The following is an 18926-nucleotide window of genomic DNA, read 5'->3' as shown; positions in this document are numbered from 1 at the left end:
ATGTTAGGGTTAATACTTAAGTAGTATGCGCTCAATTTTTTGATGGTGCAGAGACGTTAAAAACCCCTTTATTAGTAGTTTTATACGTAAAAGCCTGGACAGGTAGAAGATAAGATGTTCCTTTTGAGCCGCATCAAAAGGCTTTGAGTCGCCTTCTTGCGACTTCTTTTTTAAAGGTGACACAAAAGCGTACTAGAAATTAAAGTAAGAATCTAAAAAGCCCAAAAGCAAGGGCCATAATTTCTTATTCGTTTTTAGTGAATACCTTCAATATTAAAAATGAGATTGATTCAAAAAATGCGACAGTTTTATGACGAGATAGTCAGTTACATCAGGGCCTGTCTAAGATGAGTGCTGCAATTAAGCTTGGCATAGCCCCATATCCTAAATACTTAGAGCAAGAATTACGCTCTGACCATGCGGGCGAAACAGGTGCTGTCTTTATTTACAAGGGTGTCATTGCTGTTGCGAGATTACTTAAAGATCAAGAGCTCATCTGTTTTGCAAAAGAACATGGGGCTACTGAGGCAGAGCACTTGCGGCTAATAGAGGTTGTCTTTGAGGAAAAGTATCGAAGCCATTTGTTAGTACCATGGCGGATAGCGGGATGGCTAACAGGAGCCATACCAGCACTATTTGGCAGAAAAGCAGTCTATGCCACTATTGATGCAGTTGAGACATTTGTAGAGCAGCACTATCAAGTGCAGATTAACTATTTAAGAATACATGGTGGGTATGAACAATTGCTTAATCTATTAATTCGTTGCCAAGCTGATGAAATTGAACATAAAAATGAAGCGAAATTAAAAGCCGCACCCACTTTACCCTTGGCTCTAAGAGTATGGTGCGCTATGGTGGGTAGCGGCTCAGCCGTAGCAGTTTTGCTGGCAAGACGTATATAAAAAATATGATGAATTTAGTGAATTACTAAAGGTAAAAATACGATGATTCAGATCCAGGTCTGGGCTGATTTTGAATGTCCATATAGTTATTTTCAAACGATTGTTCTAGAGAAGATACAAGCAAAGTACCGAGACAAGGTGGAGATCATGTGGAGGGCGTTTGAATTAAGCCCAGTAGAGGGCAATATTTCGCCGTCACAATCCTATATCAATACGTTTGAATATGCAAAGTTAGAACCGATTGTTGCAGAAGAAGGGCTCAAACTTTTAATGCCAAAATTTCTAACCCATACATGGCTCGCACAAGAAAGTGTTTATTTTGCTAACTCTCAAGGACTATCGCTAAAACTTGCTAGAACGCTTTTCGATGCTTTCTTTTCGCAAGGTCTTGATATTAGTAATGAAGAAGTAGTTATGCAGCTAGCTGTACAGAGTGGAATTAATGAGCAACTTTTAAGGGAGGCGCTTGATAGTGGCGGACTGACAAAACATATCATGGCGGATGAACAAGAATTTAAGACTTACGGATTCCAAGGGTTGCCGGCAATGCTGATTGGCGAAAAGGATTTTTCCCCTAAGAGTTTTATGCCTATCTCAGGCTATAAAACCTTTGAAGAAATTATCTCTTTATTGCCAAATAATGCTTTTGATTAATTCTAGAACCTAAGTGTAAGAAACTTAGATTGAATTCTTTTTATAAATAGCAAATAAATCATCATGTCCAATTTCACAGTATTGGGATTTAGCACGTTGCTCTCCCCATTGTTTCGCAATTTCATGGCTAACCAAGTGAGTTTCAGCTACTGCCTTTGCAGTGCCGGCTGCTAATTCTTGAATTAATGAGGTGTCATTCCGAGTAAGTATCCAAGGACTTGATCCGGTTTCTACCTGAAACCCTTCTTTTTTTAATAACTGCTCCATTGCTTTAAAGGCTGAAGGCCCTAAAGCATTTCCAAAGCCCTTATCTGACCCTTGGTGATGATGAAATGCCTCAAGAATTTCGGTATCCCTAGGGTCTGATGGCAGCCAGGTTTCCTCGCCGTTATAAGTTAAAACTGTATAAAGGGAGGTTTTTAATGCTCTGCAAAATTGAACCAACCAGTCCAACGCAACTAAATCAAAAAAAGCTGCTGCAGTAATTAAATCTGCTGATTCGAAGAGTTCAGACTGAAGTTTGCTAGCAAGATCTTTTTGTAAAAATTGCACAGTAATTTCATAATTATTTTTAACTAGAGTTACCAGTCCATTGACATCATTATCAAGATGATTGTTATGTGTCCTATCAGCAATGCTATCTGCCCACACACAAATTTTTTCACGAGCAGCTTTTAAAAGTAGTGGATCGTAATCAATCAGTGTCCACTTTTGATTATGATGAATTAAGGGTGCGAGGGCACGTAGATTGGAGCCTGTGCCTGATCCTAAGTCGACAATGTGAATTGGATCGTTCTTAAGGTTGCTAATTTTCTCTAGATACCTAAGTACTTGCCCCTGTAAAACAGGATCTCGTGAGCGGTGGTCTGCGCCTTCACGTAAGCTTAACCAATCAGTGGAAAATGAAGTCATCAGTGTAATTAAAATAAATGGATATATCGTTGATTATGGATGCTGTAATCCCAATTGGATACTGACCATTTCATTAAATTGACTACTTTTCTCACAAAGAGATTGATAGGTTCCAGCTTCAACAATCTTACCGGCTTTCATCACTAAAATCATATTTGCATTTTTAATGGTGCTGAGCCTGTGTGCAATGACTAAGGTGGTACGAGAGCGTATCACCTCACTCATTGCTTTAATTAAGTTTTCTTCAGTAGCGCTATCCAACGCGCTTGTAGCTTCATCTAGAACAAGAATAGGTGGGTCTTTGAGCAAAGCACGTGCAATCGAAAGACGTTGCCGCTCGCCTCCAGAAAGAATTCTCCCTCTTTCGCCGATGATAGTGTCAAAACCCTCAGGCTGTTTTTCAATAAATTCAAGAGCTTGTGCACGTTGACAGGCTTTTCGTATCTCTTCTTCACTCGCGTTTGGCGCACCAACCAGAAGGTTTTCAGCAATAGAGCGATTAAATAACAAGGGCTCTTGAAAGACCACGCCAATATTTCTGCGCAGTGCTGATAGATCAAAATTTTTGACATCAATACCATCTATAGTGATTCGTCCGGACTGGGTATCAAAGGCGCGATACAGCAGGCTCAGCACAGTAGATTTTCCAGCCCCAGACACGCCAACTAAAGCAATTGTCTCGCCTGGATTTACACTAAAGCTAACCCCATCAATCGCTTTATGGCGATTGTTATAACTAAAGAAGACTTCATTAAATTCGATCAAACCAACACATCGCCCCGGATCTATTGCATTCGGTATATTTTGAATATCTGGTGATGTATCTAAGATTTCAAAAAACTGCTGTAGTCTGGGGGCGTCTATTGCTAACTTATCAGCAAATGTAACGATTTGTTCTAAGCGGCCAATAAAAATACCTGCAAAAGCAATAAAGGTAACTATTTCGCCTATTGTTATTAGTGACTTCGTGTAAAGCCATGATCCTAAAATAACAATACAGAGAATACTGAGTGTTGTTGCAGATTTTGTGAGTACCGTGACTATTGCCCACCATGATAGAACGGGTAACTGAGCATTGAGTACCTTTTGGCTGATGCCCTTCAAAGCTTTCACCTCAAGCTGAATTCTAGAAAAACTCTGTACTAGTGCAATATTGCTGAGAGTGTCAGAAGCTAATTCCGCTAAGTCTGAATGGTGGCTTTCAATTGCTTGCTGCAGATCTTGAGTTTTTCGTAAGATGAAGTGGGTAAGCAGTCCAAAAAATAAACAGAGCCCAATGAGCACTAAAGCTAACCGCCAATTCATATATAGCGCTAATGGAATGAGTATGACTAAAGAGATGAAAGCGGCTAGATGTTCACGAAAAAAACTTAGCCAGAGCCACCAGAGGGTGTCTGTACCTGCGATCATGATTTTCATCAAACGACCAGAGTGAGTTTGTGACTGCTGTTTCAGAGGCATATGTAATACATGCTCAAAATATTCACCAAAGACTTTATGACGTTGGCGATGTGCTAGACGATCAGAAAATAGGGCAACGAGTGTTGAAGTACCAATCGTAAAAAATCCAAAAAGTATCCAAATAATTAATAAAGGTGCGACTTCATTCCATAAAGGGGTGGATTGCGAAGCTTCAGTATTAGCTAGAGTGTTGATAACCTTGCCAAACAATATTGGTTCTGCAAAAAGTGTAATAGCAAGTGCTATATTGGCAAGCGCCAAAATCCAAGCAAGCCTACTATCAGAGCTAAGCTTTTTTAATGCACGTGTATAGGTTCTAACAAGGCTCATGAGGATGCTTAATTACTGTGGTGATGATTTAAAGCTTTTAGGCGGAGGGGTGCTAATTCATCTGGCGTAGTAATTTCTTCTGGAGAGGATAAAAGTTTGTATTTCATCATGAGATTGCTTAGCCAGGACTGCGACGTTATCACTGCTAAGGGTATCGATCCTAATAGACCGCCAAAAATTAATAAACCAAAATAGGTAGCATTTCTATGACTAAGATATAGCGTCAAGGTCAAGGCAATTCCTAATGCTGTATGTGGCCAAAATTGCTTGACTGCATTCGATATGTTGACGGTATGGTCATCCCTCGCCTGTGATGACCAACCCCCTTGACGTCCTAGAGCAAGATTCATCATAAAAATAGTGTGATTAAGCCAGGCAATTGGAGTCATCAATAGAGAAAATATCGTTTCAAGTAAGAGGCTAATGGTAAAACGCCATCGACCACCAAAACGTTGGGATTCTTTTGTATTGAGTAAGACATTGAGGGCTCCAGCAACTTTTGGTAGGTACCACATTAAGAGAGTAAGCCAAATAAACGTATGAAAATAAACTCCACTGGCAGTTTCTTGAATGGATGGAAAAGTAGCGATAGAGAGAGTGCAGATAATCATCAGCGCAATCCATGCTGGTGAGCCCAGAAACATAAATATTGCTAAAACAAGCTGTATCCGACTAATCAACTTGAGATTGGGAAGGGTGAGGAGATGGATGTATTGAAGATTTCCTTCGCACCATCTTAAATCGCGACGAATATATTCTGTCAGAGTTGGTGGATTTTCTTCCCAACTGCTATCTTCAGATGGATAAACGCGCACTTCAAAATCAGCACGACGCATGAGTACTGCTTCGACTAAATCATGGCTAAGTATCTGTTTCGTATACCCTGAAGCGGTCTTAATCTCCGAAAACTGACAGTGCTGCACAAAAGGATCAAGGCGAATAATTGCGTTATGACCCCAATAAGGACCAAAATCAGATTGCCACCATGCTGAACCCATAGTGTATGAGCGCATTCCAAGACGCATGCCGTATTGAAAAAGACGAGTGAAGGCACTGCTTGATGGCAGACCAATAACAAGACCTTGCAATATCCCTAGTCGCGGATTCGATTGCATCATTTGAACAAGTCTTTTCATTGCTGCAGCAGTCATAAAGCTATCAGCATCCAGCGTGATGGCAAAGTGATGCAATTTTCCATACTGCTGACAAAAGTTAGCAATATTTCCTGCCTTATATCCTTCATTATTTTCGCGACAGCGATAGACGATATTAATTCTTTGTCCATACTCTTTATTTAATTTCTCGAAAAGCGCACTTTCAGATTGCCTAATGGTTTCAGTAGTGCTGTCGCTAAGGATATAAACATGGAAATATTTTTCAATGCCTGCATTGATTAGACTGTCAATCATAATTTGCAGATTACGAACTACCCTTGATGACTCTTCATTTCGAATACACAGTAAAAGAGCTGTAGAGCTATTTAAAGGCATATCTTCGCAATCTTGCATATTTTTAGGTAGAACAATAGAAAGTGGATTCTTTATTAAAAGACAAATTAAAAAGCCAATAATCGCATTCCAGAAACCAATCACCATCCAGGGTAAGGTGAGCGAAAAAAGGACTATTAATGACCAGAGAATTGGGGTGGGGAAATACTGATGTAGTGTTTGATATAGAAGCCACAACATGAATACTGATGTGAGTATGAAAAGTAAGCAGAAAATGGCTCGACGAATCGACACTGCTTTTATGGGGTGTTTATTTACTGAGGTCTTCAATTTATCCTAAGCTCACCTATACTATGAAATACGCATCAGCAGTATAGGGTAGCAAGCACATTTTCACTTTTCCTAGTAAGGATTTTTACGTGGATCATCCTTTGGACTCAGTCGTTAGTCAATCTTTATGGTATGTGGCTCCTGAGCGTATTGAGATTCGCTCGGAAATTCTTGACCCCTTGCCTAAAAACAATGTTCAAGTGCGTACTTTATTTAGTGCGCTCAGTCGAGGTACAGAATCTCTCGTATTTAAAGGGCTTATCCCCGAAAGTGAATACAGTCGTATGGGGGCGCCATTTATGGGTGGCAAGTTCCCATTTCCAGTCAAGTATGGGTATTCCAATGTGGGTAGGGTCGAGCTTGGTCCCCCTGAACTAATCGGACAGCTTGTATTTAGCCTCATGCCCCACCAATCGATTTTTCAAGCCGATGCTAACAATATCCTAGTGATTCCTAGAGAAATCCCGGCCCAACGTGCAGTGTTAGCAGCCAATATGGAAACAGCTTTAAACGCTGTTTGGGATGCGTCTCCAGGGCCTGGCGACCGTATTGTGATTATTGGTGCGGGTGTACTCGGTTGCTTAATCGCCTATTTATGTGGGCATCTTCCTGGTGCTGAGGTAACTTTAGTCGACATCAATCCTGAGCGTGAAGAGGTCGCAAAAAAACTGGGTGTTCAGTTTAGCTCTCCTGAATTAGCGCCAAAAGATTGTGATCTGGTGATTCACTGTAGTGCGAGTGCCGCCGGCCTTTCAACTGCAATTTCGTCGGCAGGTGAAGAAGCAACCATTCTCGAGCTGAGTTGGTATGGCTCAAACAAAATAGATGTGTCTTTGGGTGGTGCTTTTCATAGTCGTCAGTTAAAACTCCAGTCTAGCCAGGTTGGACATATCTCTCTATCTCACAGACCGCGCTGGAGCCATCGTCGTAGACTTGCCACTGCACTAGCAATGTTGAGCGACTCTCGTTTAGATGTTCTCCTGACTAAGCCAATCAGCTTTGAAGCCTTACCATCAGAGTTACCACAGATCTTTAGCGCTCAGAGTTCTGCGCTGTGCTGTTTGATTCAATATTAATAAGGAAAAATATATGTTTACAGTTGAAGTTCGCGATCACATCATGATTGCCCATTCTTTTAAGGGCGCAGTTTTTGGGCCGGCACAAGCTTTGCATGGCGCAACATTCGTAGTTGATGCTGCTTTTATTTCACAAGAGCTTGATGAAAACGGTATTGTGATTGATATTGGCTGCGCCTTAGATGTTCTGAAGGCAACTTTAAAACCCTTAAATTATGCCAACCTAGATATTCTTCCGCAATTTAAAGGTATGAATACAACTACAGAATTTTTAACTAAATATATCTTTGATCAACTCGCTGCAGCAGCGAAAGCAAATAGTTTGGGTCGTCCGATGAGCGAATTACATGCCATCCGCGTGACTATTTCAGAATCACATATAGCAAGAGCGTGGTACGAAGGTAAGCTGCATTGAGTACAACATCTCCTTCATGTGTGAATGCTTTCGTTTTCGCATACCCTGGAGATTTGCAAACAGTCAGCGGTGGCTACATATACGATCGTCATGTTATTAAAGAGCTAAGGACCCAGGGTTGGGAGATAGAGCTGCTGAGTCTGGGGCCTAGCTTTCCTTTCCCAGATCAGGAAACGCTCAATAAAGCAGAGTACCTTCTATCTCAGATAGAGCCAGATAAGCCCATTGTTATAGATGGTTTAGCGCTTGGTGTCATGCCAGAGGCCATTGCTCAGGCGTCCGTTAACCACCCTATCATTGCTCTGATACACCATCCATTAGCTTTTGAGTCTGGTTTGACTATAGATCAGCAAGTAAAGTTTCAGAGAAGCGAGAAATTAGCGCTTTCATATGCGGATCACGTGATTGCGAACAGTCCATTGACGGCTCAAACTCTAATGGAATCATTTGGGGTTGATGGCAAAAAAATAACTACTGTAATTCCGGGAACAAATCAGGTATCCCCTCCTTTGCATCAAGTGAGAAGTCACTTTACAAGTCAAAACGAGTTTAAGTGGCTCTCTGTCGGGAGCATCATTCCCCGTAAGGGTTTTGATATTTTGATCGCAGCCCTTGCTCCCTTAAATGAATTGCCATGGAGTTTGTCTATTGTTGGCGATAACACTCGTGATGTGAAAGCCTATTCTAATTTGCTTAAGAGCATTGCATATTTTCAATTGCAGGATCGAATACATATTCATGGTGTTGTCGATAGCATGCACCTAGATTCTTTCTATCGAGAGGCCGATGGATTTGTGCTCGCCTCTCTGTTTGAGGGCTACGGGATGGCATATGCTGAAGCTCTGTCATATGCACTCCCAGTCGTGGGAACCAGTGGCGGCGCAATTAGTCAGACTGTTCCAGACTCTGCCGGGGTGCTGACTCCTCCGGGTGATGTAACAACTCTTACAGCAGCTTTGAAACTAGTAATGCTTGATGCGCATCGACGCCAGCAATTGTCTTTAGGTGCGAAAGAAGCTGCCGAAAAACTACCTACTTGGATAGAATCTGCAACAGCATTTGCAGATGTTATTAAAGCCTATAGAGCTAATTAGTTAGATTGCTGATTAATTTAACTTAGTGCGTGATGAGCTGAGGTCGCAGTCAAAAAGCACATCACTACCCAGTAAATGTGTTTGTACATTTAACCGTGATGCTTGATCCATGTGTTCAATCGCTTTTAAATTAAAGCTAGCTCTTCCCGAACCCATAATAATTGGGGCAACAATTACATGAAGGTGGTCTAAGCAATTTGCTTGCAAAAAACGAGAAATGGTTTCTGCGCCTCCCTCAATCAAAATCCTCTTGAGACCCTCTAGACTTAAGCTTTTTAAGATCATTGCCGGTTCAATATGACCATCGGTAATAGGTAATGAAATGATTTTTACTCCCTCAGGCGGTTCTAGATCGAGCCCATCGGAAACAATCCATAATCTTTTAGCATCATCATTCTCCCAAATACGTGCCTTTGGGTCTAGCCTCCCTTTGGGGTCAATGACAACACGTGCTGGATTTTTTCCTTCGACAAGCCTTACGTTGAGCTGTGGGTCATCTGCCAATACGGTCCCAACTCCAACAACAACCGCATCTACGAGTGCCCTTAACTGATGAAGGTGCATAAGGCCGTAGTGGCCGTTAATGTATCTGGATTGACCGGTAATAGTGGCAATACGTCCATCAATGGTTTGTCCCAACTGACCAACCACCATCATTGAGTCAATCGTGGATATTCTGATGGGATCAAAAATGGCTTTAAGTGTTGAATTTGCAAGTGCTTGAGATGAAAAAAATTGGCTCAAAAAAATGGACCACTGCTCAATTGCCTCTGTATCGAGCTCTACTTTTATATCTTGAGAATTTGGCTCTAGGATGGTCACAAAGAAGCTTCTTTAGGGTGATGAAAGGCGGTAAAACGAATTTACCATAAGGTGTAATAATTAGTTTATCCATACTTTTCTACTTTTACCAACATGTTAATGCTTGACCCCCTGATAGAAGTTGACCGAGTCATTTCAGAGCTCCGTAGAGGCGGTATGGTTCGTGTAGAGCATTTGGGCAGCAGTATCGTAATGCTGGCAGTTGATGCCTTGAATGCCGACAATTTCAAATTACTGTCACAGTTTGATGCTATCCCTCTTGGTCTAGTCTTAACCGGTACCCGACTCAATGTGTTGGGTATCGATAAATCAGATCGGCCAATTAGCCTTTTAACTGGCACAGACGGTCTTTCAATTGAGCTTGTTGAATTTCTAGCTAATCCATTATCTATGGTGATGAGTCCTCCCAACTTAGACGGTCTCAGTATTAGAGATGCCAATTCATTAGAGGCCTCTTGTATTACTCTCGCCAAATTATCTAGACTGCTACCAGCTGCGCTAGTGATTCAGAATTTGCCATTGACAGATATTCCAACGGTCAAAGCATCTTTAATTGATGACTATATGAAAAATGCAGCCAATTCACTGACGCAAGTGAGTCAGGCTCGTGTGCCGCTGGAGAACGCTGAGGATGCTCAAGTGATTGCCTTTCGTCCTCGAGATGGCGGCATAGAACATCTCGCCATCATGATCGGCAAGATTGATCCACTAAAACCAGTATTAGTTCGTTTGCATTCAGAATGCTTTACCGGCGATCTGGTCGGATCCTTACGTTGCGATTGTGGGATTCAGCTGAGGGGTGCTATTTCAGAAATGTCCAAATCAGGCAGCGGCATTCTTTTATATCTCGCGCAAGAGGGGCGTGGAATCGGCCTCGTTAATAAACTCCGAGCTTATCAACTTCAAGATTCAGGGTTTGATACTGTAGATGCTAATCTTCAACTTGGTTTTGATGCGGATGAGCGCAACTATCTTCCAGCTGCACAAATGCTCCAGATGCTTGGGATCCATAAAGTTCGACTCATGACAAACAATCCTGCAAAAGTGGATTCATTGCAAAAGTGCGGCATTGAAGTATCCGAGAGGGTTCCTCATATTTATCCCTCAAATAAGCATAACGACGAATATCTTCGTGTGAAAGCTAAAAAAAGCGGGCACTTATTTGAGATTTAGCGCTTTTAAGAAAATCAGGCTTCGGTAAATAAGCTAAGCCTATTTCTTTTTATCAAACCAGATTCTTTGAAAAATACCATCCCGCTTGATAATGAGGTGATTAAGGCCGGCTACGATATGTAAGAGTATGATGGCTATGAGGGTCATTGCTAGCAGTCCATGTATTTGGAAGATCTGCTTGGCAATCAGTTCGCTCTTCGGTATGCCTGGCATGGCTGGCAGTGAGTAGCCTCCTAGGGTAATCAAAGCTGGATATGCTGTAACGCCGGCCCACCCCAGCATAGGCACAACAAACAATAAGCCGTAAAGCGTGTAGTGCACTATTGATGCAACTTTGACCAAAGAAGGCGAGATGGCATTGGGATAGGGGGGTGTTTTGGAATTTAGTTTGAGGCAAAATCTAAAGATCGTAACCAGTAAGACTGTAAAGCCGATCAATTTATGCCATCCATAGAGTGTATTGGTTAGGTTGTCCCATAAATTGGCTGCAGCTCTTTGAGTCATCCAAAAGCCTAAAATTACCAGAGCGAGTATGGCCAATGCTGTAAACCAATGTATTACGCGAGCATAGCTTGAGTATCTATTAATCATCGCTTCCCTCATAATTTGTGATGAATTCTAGCTTGAGTCTCAACACCCAAAAAAGCCTAAATTTGCGACTTCAGCATGTATTTAATTTACATGATTTAATGCAAATATTATTAAATTAGCGATTTACTTTCTCATTGATGCCTCGCCGTAACTCACCCAATCAGATACAAGACCTTGAAGATCTGAGTCAGCTTAGTAATATTGTCTGCGATAAGCGCAGAGGTCAGCGTTCCATAGCTAAGAAGTCTAGGCGTAATCGTCATTATGAGAAGCAATTTATTCGTAATACCGTCACTCGAATGTCAATAATTGATAGTTTAAATTAGTTGACTACTTTAGTTATTATTAGCACCCATATTGAACTAAGGAAAATCAAGTCTTGCCTCATTATGTTCAGCACAAATGATCTAGAAGTCCACGGAGATTTTTGTGATACTGCCTTAGGAGAATCGGCAGCTTCCTTCGGGTGGTTTTTTTTGAGCGTTACTTTAAGTAACGCTTATAAATCATTCAAAAAGTACTTTGGAGCAACGAAGTGCTAAATGGTTGCTCCAAAAATCCTGTGGTTTCGAAAACCAAAGACCGATAGAGCTCTTCTAGTAAATTGGTGAATTTGCTTACACATTTACTTACACACCGACACAGACCACCCGCAGACCCCCTGTTTATGTGGATCTATCATGGATGTCTGCTCTCATAACCAGAGAACCTAAACTCAACCTAAAAGTCACAAAAAGATAGGCTTGTGAAGAAAATTATTGGTTTGGTCATTTAAGCGTTACTTTAAGTAACGCTGGGCATTCTAGAAAGTGTGCAGGCGATTACTGCACATTTTCTATACTAATGACGATAGATTATGGTCTTTGGGTGCTTAAGAGCTGCTTACGATTAACAAGAAACTTCGCTTCAGGGTGATCCAAGCAAGTCAAAATGAAATGTTAGAGCGCCAAATTCCTCTGGAGATATATATGTTTTTATTCCGAGACTCTTCCAACTGACGGGTTGTTTAAAATTTGGACCGTCATAAACAAATGTATGAAATTCTCCATTCTCTCCACAAGCATCAACACCGTCAGGTAATTTCTCGATGAATTGATGATTAAATTCAACCCCTACATGAGATTCATTCAGAAATCTTCCGTCAACACAAACTACCCTTGCTTTAAACCCTGCTTCTAAAAATTCATGGACTAGCTTTAAGCGATCTTCGTTCCAGAGTGGTAGCGTTAGTGTGAGGTTTGCTGCAAGACAAACTTTTTCCTCCCATTCCCGATGACTAATTAAATCAATATCTCCAAAGATTGCCTTTTTGATACCAATTTTATGTAGCTCAGTAAGTTTTTCTATGAATTGACCCTCATAGTCTTGCCAGGAGGCACAAATAAATTCGTTTATTAACCCAAGGGATTTGCCTTGAGAAATGATTAAATCCTTCGTAACTCCATGTGAGCGTGTCTTTAGACCCGTTTCATCAAGGGCTGTTAATAGGTGCGTCACATACACTCCGGACTGTTGGGCACGCCATAAAGCAAGGCAAGAATCTTTACCGCCACTCCAGGAGGCCATGGCTGGAATTATCATTTTTAATGTATTTCGTGCAGGTAGGTGTTTTTAGGGGGCTATTAAGCCGATGGGATATAAAATAACTCTGACACCCTAATATTGGAGAGTAATCATGTCGAGTTTATCCAAAAATCAAAATATTGCTTTAATTTTTGTCTTGTCTGCAATTATGTGGCTCACCCGAGGTCACCACATGGCATCCCTCTCCCAGTTGCCGGACGCATCTTGGGCTATCTTTTTTATAGTAGGCTTTTATTGTTCGAGTTTTGCGGTAATTGCTTTATTTTTAGCCCAAGCTTTTTTAATTGATTACTTAGCTTTTACACAGCTCGGAATGGCTTATCCCTTTCTGTTGCCTGCATACCTCTCTCTTTGGTTCGCAGGTAGATGGCTTGCTAAAAATGCCTCTTTAGACATCGCGTCATTTAAAAACTTCATATTGGCTTCAATCTTGGGAACAATAGTTTGCGAATTAATTTCAAGCGGAAGTTACTACTTTATTAATGTTGCTGGGCAGTCATCCTTGTCTGAATTTGCAAGCAGAATAGTTCAGTACCTTCCGTATGCTCTAGAAATTACTCTTGGCTATTTACTTGTTGCATTGGTGGCCCACTTAGTCGTTACTTCAATCGCAAGTCGAGTAGTTGCCCTTAATAAAATTAAATAATTAAGCCAATGAGTGTAGGGCATGAGCATTTGGGTCAGTATGTCCTTCTTGGGAAAACTGGCTCAAATGAGTGGTTGCCTATATTGCTGATTTATCCAGAATTACAGGATTATTCCTACAGATTTAACACTTTAGTTGAGGCTCAAGGGGCTAAAAGAGATCTTAAGAATTATCTTAAAGTCTATAAACCCCAAGATAAGGTGCCCTTAAAAATCACGCTACTGGATGAAACTTCGTGAGCATCACCTAAATATGTTACATTTAGCAAGTTGATGGTGCTTTGATGTCTTTGACATTGAAGTTAAACGGGAAGCACTACCCAAACGTGCGCTGTCCCCGCAACGGTAAGAGAAAGCCGAATTTGTAGTGTCGGCAAAGAATTTGAAATAGCCACTGTTCAGTCTAACTGCACGGGAAGGCCAAATTCCTAGTTTCTCCAGCCCGGATACCGGCCTCAACAGGTGAAATTTGCAACGAGGGACTTTGCATGCCGATGATGCTATCGCTATCTTGCGATGGCGTTCATTTTGCATACCTTTTTTGCAGGTTTCGTTGATTCTGACTAACAGGGATTTTGGTCAGGGAATCCACATTGAGGTATTCAGTATGTTTCGCAGCATATCCAAAAAAAACAACAGCGCATTTTTTGTATTTTTAGTTGCATCAATAGGGCTTAGTTTTACTCAGCCAGTAGCATTTGCCCAAAACGCAGCATCATCCGTTTCGGTATCAAATTTGAATAATCAGTTGGATCCAATTATTGTCACCGCAACAAGAACGCCAACTAAGGCCGATGATGTTCTAGCAGACTACGTTTATATTGGGCCAGAAGAAATTGCAGATGCGGCGCAGTCGAGCCTAGTGCAGCTGCTACAAAGACAGCGTGGCGTTGAAATATCCAGCAGTGGTGGTAACGGAGGAATTGCCAGTGTTTTTTTAAGGGGATCAAACTCCAATCAAACCTTGGTATTAATTGACGGAGTTCGGTCTCAGTCGACCCTAACCGGCTCACCTGCATGGCAAGCTATTCCTTTATCAATAATTGATCATATTGAAATCATTTTTGGTCCGCAAAGTAGCTTGTATGGATCTGATGCCATTGGTGGTGTTGTACAAATCTTTACTAAAACAGGTGATGGTCCAATGCAAGTTGGTGCTTCTACTGGATATGGCTCTTACGGCACCTCGATCTCAGATGTAAGTCTCTACGGCAGTACATCTGGTGATCAAAAGATTCGATACTCCGTAAGTGCAACGCAAGAAGTTTCTACCGGATTTAATAGCGTTGCACAAAATAATGCCTCTAGAAATTCATTTAACACCAGCTCAAATATGGGATATACACGTAGTGGAGGGGCTGGAAAAATAAGTCAGGAATGGGCACGCGGGCAAGAATTTGGGTTGCAAGTATTTGCCGCAAGAAATAATAACCAGTATGCTGTTTATTCAGCTTCCAAGCCAATTGGGAATCAAGTCAATGACGTGAGCACATATTCGCTTTTTTCAAAAAATCAAATTACCCAGAACTGGAAAAGTCTTCTTCAAGCTTCACAATCATATGACTTATCACAGTCACTTACTCCAACCAGTAATGCCATTAGTAATTCACGACAAAATATTTATACATGGCAAAATGATATTAACGTAGGGTCCGATTTAATCCAGCTTGTTGCTGAGCGAAAAGTTGCTACTGCAACTGCAACTGATGGCGCTTTAAATCTCAGTCAAACAACAAACTCTTTTGCTGGCGCCTATCAACTAAAGCGTGGATCACATCTGGGCAATGCCAGCATCCGTAATGACAGCATTACGGGGTATGGTCCACAGACCACTGGTAACCTTGCATACGGTTATTTCTTTACAAAGCAGCTGAGGGCAAATATTAATTACGGCACAGGATTTAAGGCCCCCTCGTTATATGACATGTACTATCCAGTCTATGGAGTTCCAACGCTTAAGCCAGAAAAAAGTAAAAATAGTGAAATTGGACTTAACTACGAAACTAGGCAATATGATCTTCGTTTAGCTGCCTATAGCAACTCAATTGCAAACTTAATCCAGTACTCAAGCACATCCCCTCCTTGCACTTCAACCCAAATAAATACCGCCCCTAATTACGGCTGTGCGAGTAATGTAGCAAGTGCAAAGATTACTGGTTTATCAGTTGGTGGCACAACTCGATTCGGTAACATGAGTATTCGAGGCTCTTTTGATCAACAGAACCCAATTGATCAGAGTACTGGATATGTTTTAGCCAAACGAGCACGTCAATTTGGAAATATTGGCACGGAGTACAAAAACACTAGATTGACTGCAGGAGCTGAAGGCACTTTCCAGGCTAATCGTACTAATTACGACAATACCGGCTACATGGGCGGCTATGCAATTTATAACCTGTATGGTAATTATGAACTTACCAAAGATTGGTCCTTATTTGGACGTTGGAATAATATCTTCAACAAAGACTACCAGCTAAGCTATGGATACAACACTCCAGGCTCTAACGTCTTTGTTGGAGCTCGTTATGCCATGAAATAGTAATCTTTAACGATCTACGGCCACCATTAGGTGGCCTTTTATTTGTATAGTAGGGATGGTAATTATGGTTAATGTAGGTGATTTGCATTTAGCAGCATGCAATGAGGGTCGAAGTACTTATATTGACCCTGCTACAGGATATCAAGTGCTAACAAGTGATGCTCTTCTAAAGCAGGGTAAATGCTGTGGGAACTCTTGCCGTCACTGTCCATATGGTCATATTAATGTTAATAATCACAAGCGTACCGAACTACAAATAGCTAATTCAATACTCATGAATTGGACTCCAAAAGAGGGTGGGTTGGACGTTCTCTTTTGGTCTGGCGGCAAGGATAGCTTTTTAACTTTAATGCACTTACTTGAAGAAAAAAGAAACGTTGTATTGCTAACGAGTTTTGGCACACTTACAAATCGAGTATCAATTCAAGACATCCATATTAAAAATATTGCAAAACAATCCGAGTTCTTAAAGATTCCTTTATGCTTAGTTCCTCTTTATCCCAATAGTGACTATAAAAAAGCTATTGAAGAGGCTCTAGTAATGGTTCAAGATCGAACGAGTTGTTCTATCGAACGACTAGTTTTTGGTGACTTGCACTTAGAAGATATACGTAAATGGCGAGTCGATACCTGGTCTGAGTACGAAGTATTCACCCCTCTTTTTGGCACCCCTTACAAAGAACTTCTTTCTAGATTATGGGAGTATAGAAGGGGAATGAATCTATCAATCACTCTTTCTACTGATGTAAAAACAGTAAACGGGGTTCTGCCAACGGGTACTCCATACACTCCAGAATTAGTTACAGAACTAGAAAAATCTAATATTGACATCATGCTTGAAAATGGAGAAGGACATACTTTTGTATACCCATCAAATTGGATTGCTTATGTTGAAAGTCCAGTTTGAATAACATGTCTTCTGTGGATATAAAATTCCCGAGTCGAATCGTTTGCCTGACTGAGGAAACGACGGAATGGTTGTACATGCTAGGTCAGCAAGAGCGTATTGTTGGGATATCTGGCTACACAGTGAGACCTCCAGAAGCAAGAAAAGAAAAGCCACGAATTAGCGCTTTTTTAAGTGCAAAAATCGATGAAATCCTGGCTCTTAAACCCGATCATATTTTTGGGTTTTCAGATTTACAAGCAGATATAGCATCCTCATTGATTCGTAATGGTGTTCCTGTCACAATCTTTAACCAACGAAGCGTTGAGGAAATATTTTCGATGCTTTATCAAGTTGGCTCTCTCGTTGGTCAGGTTGAGGAGGCAGTTAGACAAATTGAATTAATTCAGGCGCACCTTAAATCTATACAGACTAAGGTATCAAGTTTTACGGTTCGCCCAAAGGTGTATTTTGAGGAATGGGATAGCCCATGTATTTCTGGTATTAAATGGGTTTCACAGCTCATTGAAATTGCAGGCGGTCAAGACTGCTTTCCAGAACTGGCAGCTCAGTCTTTAGCTAAAAACAGAATAATTCATGATGAGGGATTAGTGATTGATAGGAATCCTGATATCATTATCGGATCATGGTGCGGTAAAAAATTTCGTAGCGAACGGGTTGCGCAAAGAAGTGGATGGTCTACTATTTCTGCTGTAAAAAATCAGCAGCTATTTGAAATTAAATCTTCTTATATTCTTCAACCAGGGCCTGCAGCACTGACAGATGGAATAAAGCAGATTCATCAAATCATTGAGAATTGGCAAATTCTTAAATCTAAATAAATTAGATTTTTATGTTTTCTTGGTGAATGTCCTCTTTGGGTCGTTAGCTGCCGTCCAGAAAAGTAAGCGTTACTTAAAGTAACGCTCACTCACCAAAAAGTACTTTGGAGCAACGAAGTGTTAGATGGTTGCTCCAAAATTCCTTTGGTTTCGAAAACCAAAGAGTGAGCTAGAGCTTCTTATGGATTCGTGAATTTGCTTACACATTTGCTTACACACCGATACTGACCACCCGCAGACCCCCTATTTATATGGCTCTATCATGGGCTTCTGCTCTCATAACCAGAGAACCTAAACAGTACCTAAACATCACAAAAAGCTGGCTTTTGAGACTAAAGGTGAGATTTGGCCATTTGAGCGTTACTTTAAGTAACGCTGGGAGTGATAAAAAGTGTGTAGGTAATTACTGCACACTTTTTACAGTAGTTCAATTCCAAAGCCCTTCATCAGCAAAGTAAACAGTCCAAAGCAGATCATGATTGCCACTATGCAGGCGCCCATAGTCATCCAAAATCCCAATCTTGGAAGCAGGTATGGAAATAATAGAAACATCGGCAATGTTGGAATCACATACCAGAAGGTGTAATACGCGTGATTGGCAATTTTATCTTCTGGCTGGTTTTCAATGTAAAGCCATGCAAGTGTTAGAAGAGTCATCAGCGGCAATGCCGCAATAAAGCCACCCAACCTATCACTTCGTTTGGTAACTTCAGAAATGAATACAACCATTCCTGCTGTTAGTAAGTATTTGGTGATTATCCAAGTCATCAAGGCCTCCTAATGGATTAGGGTAAATAATGGCGAAAAATTTAACATATACTAAGCAATCAATTGCCTAAACATTAAGTTGAAAATGGTGCTAACATAATTTATATGTTGAGAAAGATATTTTTAATTTCGCTGGTATTACTTTTGCCAGTCCAGGCATGGGCGGGATTGGACATGTCATTTAAACATCAAACTAATATGGCTAGTGTAGAGGCAAAAGAAATTTCTCATAATTGCCACCAAGCCTCAGCTTCAAATGAAGAGGGTGCCAAACTAAGCGCTCAGTCCGAGGGCAATGGTTGTAACTCCTGCGCACTTTGTGTTGGATTTGGTTTCATCCCCACTCATTCCAGCTTTAATCAAATCACATTTACTGCGATTTTTAATTCCGGTAAGACTAGTTTTGCTAGTCGTGATCTCTCTGCTCTAATCAAACCACCCATTCTTTAACTCT

18 protein-coding genes and 1 riboswitch are annotated in these 18926 nt (G+C 41.0%); of the genes, 11 read left to right on the top strand and 7 right to left on the bottom strand.

The features are described from left to right. Positions 1-347: 347 nt before the first annotated feature. Positions 348-902: a demethoxyubiquinone hydroxylase family protein gene (locus ICN26_RS10965; RefSeq protein WP_216268404.1), complete on the top strand. Its 555-nt coding sequence runs from the start codon at positions 348-350 to the stop codon at positions 900-902. Positions 903-944: 42 nt separating this feature from the next. Further along, the gene (locus ICN26_RS10960; RefSeq protein ID WP_216268403.1) at positions 945-1556 is read left to right on the top strand and encodes a DsbA family oxidoreductase; all 612 of its coding nucleotides are present in this window, start codon (positions 945-947) and stop codon (positions 1554-1556) included. A 24-nt stretch (positions 1557-1580) separates the two neighbouring features. Here the strand turns inward: ICN26_RS10960 and ICN26_RS10955 are convergent, their stop codons facing one another. Genes ICN26_RS10955 through mdoH form a run of 3 tightly spaced genes read right to left on the bottom strand, consistent with a single transcriptional unit; the run spans position 1581 to position 6037 of the window. Beyond that, entirely contained in the window at positions 1581-2468 is an 888-nt protein-coding gene (locus tag ICN26_RS10955) for a class I SAM-dependent methyltransferase (protein WP_216268402.1), read from the bottom strand. Positions 2469-2501: 33 nt separating this feature from the next. After that, a complete protein-coding gene (locus tag ICN26_RS10950; RefSeq protein WP_216268401.1) occupies positions 2502-4259 on the bottom strand; it encodes a glucan ABC transporter ATP-binding protein/ permease in 1758 nt (585 codons plus the stop codon). Positions 4260-4267: 8 nt separating this feature from the next. After that, positions 4268-6037, bottom strand: a complete 1770-nt coding sequence (gene mdoH / locus ICN26_RS10945; protein ID WP_255534482.1) for a glucans biosynthesis glucosyltransferase MdoH — start codon at positions 6035-6037, stop codon at positions 4268-4270. Between the two features lie 101 nt (positions 6038-6138). On the opposite strand from mdoH, the gene ICN26_RS10940 reads away from it, so the two are divergent. Genes ICN26_RS10940 through ICN26_RS10930 form a run of 3 tightly spaced genes read left to right on the top strand, consistent with a single transcriptional unit; the run spans position 6139 to position 8622 of the window. Continuing rightward, complete coding sequence (locus ICN26_RS10940) at positions 6139-7113, top strand: zinc-dependent alcohol dehydrogenase (protein WP_255534481.1); 975 nt, start codon at positions 6139-6141, stop codon at positions 7111-7113. 13 nt (positions 7114-7126) lie between these two features. Further along, positions 7127-7528, top strand: coding sequence for a 6-pyruvoyl trahydropterin synthase family protein (locus tag ICN26_RS10935; protein ID WP_216268399.1), 402 nt, complete (start codon positions 7127-7129; stop codon positions 7526-7528). After that, on the top strand, positions 7525-8622 hold the full coding sequence (locus ICN26_RS10930) for a glycosyltransferase family 4 protein (RefSeq protein WP_216268398.1): 1098 nt from the start codon (positions 7525-7527) through the stop codon (positions 8620-8622). The genes ICN26_RS10935 and ICN26_RS10930 overlap by 4 nt, the downstream gene beginning before the upstream one ends. Positions 8623-8634: 12 nt before the next feature. Here the strand turns inward: ICN26_RS10930 and ICN26_RS10925 are convergent, their stop codons facing one another. Beyond that, positions 8635-9444 carry a RibD family protein gene (locus ICN26_RS10925; RefSeq protein WP_369411829.1) on the bottom strand — a complete coding sequence of 270 codons (810 nt, stop codon included), beginning with the start codon at positions 9442-9444 and terminating at the stop codon, positions 8635-8637. A gap of 93 nt (positions 9445-9537) precedes the next feature. Here ICN26_RS10925 and ribA point away from each other — a divergent pair, with 93 nt between their 5' ends. Further along, positions 9538-10617: a GTP cyclohydrolase II gene (ribA, locus tag ICN26_RS11040; protein WP_255534480.1), complete on the top strand. Its 1080-nt coding sequence runs from the start codon at positions 9538-9540 to the stop codon at positions 10615-10617. Positions 10618-10656: 39 nt separating this feature from the next. Here the strand turns inward: ribA and ICN26_RS10915 are convergent, their stop codons facing one another. Then, complete coding sequence (locus tag ICN26_RS10915; protein WP_216268397.1) at positions 10657-11208, bottom strand: cytochrome b; 552 nt, start codon at positions 11206-11208, stop codon at positions 10657-10659. A gap of 906 nt (positions 11209-12114) precedes the next feature. Continuing rightward, a complete protein-coding gene (locus ICN26_RS10910; RefSeq protein ID WP_215354626.1) occupies positions 12115-12789 on the bottom strand; it encodes a Dph6-related ATP pyrophosphatase in 675 nt (224 codons plus the stop codon). 94 nt (positions 12790-12883) lie between these two features. On the opposite strand from ICN26_RS10910, the gene ICN26_RS10905 reads away from it, so the two are divergent. The 4 genes from ICN26_RS10905 (at position 12884) to ICN26_RS10890 (ending at position 17704) form a co-directional block, all read left to right on the top strand. Further along, on the top strand, positions 12884-13438 hold the full coding sequence (locus tag ICN26_RS10905; protein WP_215354623.1) for a hypothetical protein: 555 nt from the start codon (positions 12884-12886) through the stop codon (positions 13436-13438). Positions 13439-13693: 255 nt separating this feature from the next. Next, a riboswitch (cobalamin riboswitch) is annotated at positions 13694-13909 on the top strand. A 135-nt stretch (positions 13910-14044) separates the two neighbouring features. Further along, on the top strand, positions 14045-15976 hold the full coding sequence (locus ICN26_RS10900; RefSeq protein ID WP_215354621.1) for a TonB-dependent receptor domain-containing protein: 1932 nt from the start codon (positions 14045-14047) through the stop codon (positions 15974-15976). A 64-nt stretch (positions 15977-16040) separates the two neighbouring features. Continuing rightward, positions 16041-16883 carry a Dph6-related ATP pyrophosphatase gene (locus ICN26_RS10895; protein ID WP_215354618.1) on the top strand — a complete coding sequence of 281 codons (843 nt, stop codon included), beginning with the start codon at positions 16041-16043 and terminating at the stop codon, positions 16881-16883. Between the two features lie 5 nt (positions 16884-16888). Next, on the top strand, positions 16889-17704 hold the full coding sequence (locus ICN26_RS10890) for a cobalamin-binding protein (protein ID WP_215356742.1): 816 nt from the start codon (positions 16889-16891) through the stop codon (positions 17702-17704). Positions 17705-18121: 417 nt separating this feature from the next. On the opposite strand, the gene ICN26_RS10885 is transcribed toward ICN26_RS10890, so the two are convergent. Continuing rightward, on the bottom strand, positions 18122-18472 hold the full coding sequence (locus ICN26_RS10885; protein WP_216268396.1) for a DUF3147 family protein: 351 nt from the start codon (positions 18470-18472) through the stop codon (positions 18122-18124). Positions 18473-18646: 174 nt separating this feature from the next. Between ICN26_RS10885 and ICN26_RS10880 the strand changes: the two genes are divergently transcribed. Next, entirely contained in the window at positions 18647-18922 is a 276-nt protein-coding gene (locus tag ICN26_RS10880; RefSeq protein ID WP_216268395.1) for a hypothetical protein, read from the top strand. Positions 18923-18926 lie beyond the last annotated feature (4 nt).

This window comes from Polynucleobacter hallstattensis (genome assembly GCF_018881835.1).
Classification (GTDB): domain Bacteria; phylum Pseudomonadota; class Gammaproteobacteria; order Burkholderiales; family Burkholderiaceae; genus Polynucleobacter; species Polynucleobacter hallstattensis.
This window is presented reverse-complemented; position numbering and strand designations above follow the sequence as displayed.

Bases quoted from the DNA above. Each gene is read 5' to 3' on its own strand.
- ICN26_RS10965 (WP_216268404.1), top strand. From the start codon at position 348: ATGAGTGCTGCAATTAAGCTTGGCATAGCCCCATATCCTAAATACTTA.
- ICN26_RS10960 (WP_216268403.1), top strand. From the start codon at position 945: ATGATTCAGATCCAGGTCTGGGCTGATTTTGAATGTCCATATAGTTAT.
- ICN26_RS10955 (WP_216268402.1), bottom strand. From the start codon at position 2,468: ATGACTTCATTTTCCACTGATTGGTTAAGCTTACGTGAAGGCGCAGAC.
- ICN26_RS10950 (WP_216268401.1), bottom strand. From the start codon at position 4,259: ATGAGCCTTGTTAGAACCTATACACGTGCATTAAAAAAGCTTAGCTCT.
- ICN26_RS10935 (WP_216268399.1), top strand. From the start codon at position 7,127: ATGTTTACAGTTGAAGTTCGCGATCACATCATGATTGCCCATTCTTTT.
- ribA (WP_255534480.1), top strand. From the start codon at position 9,538: ATGTTAATGCTTGACCCCCTGATAGAAGTTGACCGAGTCATTTCAGAG.
- ICN26_RS10915 (WP_216268397.1), bottom strand. From the start codon at position 11,208: ATGATTAATAGATACTCAAGCTATGCTCGCGTAATACATTGGTTTACA.
- ICN26_RS10910 (WP_215354626.1), bottom strand. From the start codon at position 12,789: ATGATAATTCCAGCCATGGCCTCCTGGAGTGGCGGTAAAGATTCTTGC.
- ICN26_RS10905 (WP_215354623.1), top strand. From the start codon at position 12,884: ATGTCGAGTTTATCCAAAAATCAAAATATTGCTTTAATTTTTGTCTTG.
- ICN26_RS10900 (WP_215354621.1), top strand. From the start codon at position 14,045: ATGTTTCGCAGCATATCCAAAAAAAACAACAGCGCATTTTTTGTATTT.
- ICN26_RS10895 (WP_215354618.1), top strand. From the start codon at position 16,041: ATGGTTAATGTAGGTGATTTGCATTTAGCAGCATGCAATGAGGGTCGA.
- ICN26_RS10890 (WP_215356742.1), top strand. From the start codon at position 16,889: ATGTCTTCTGTGGATATAAAATTCCCGAGTCGAATCGTTTGCCTGACT.
- ICN26_RS10885 (WP_216268396.1), bottom strand. From the start codon at position 18,472: ATGACTTGGATAATCACCAAATACTTACTAACAGCAGGAATGGTTGTA.
- ICN26_RS10880 (WP_216268395.1), top strand. From the start codon at position 18,647: ATGTCATTTAAACATCAAACTAATATGGCTAGTGTAGAGGCAAAAGAA.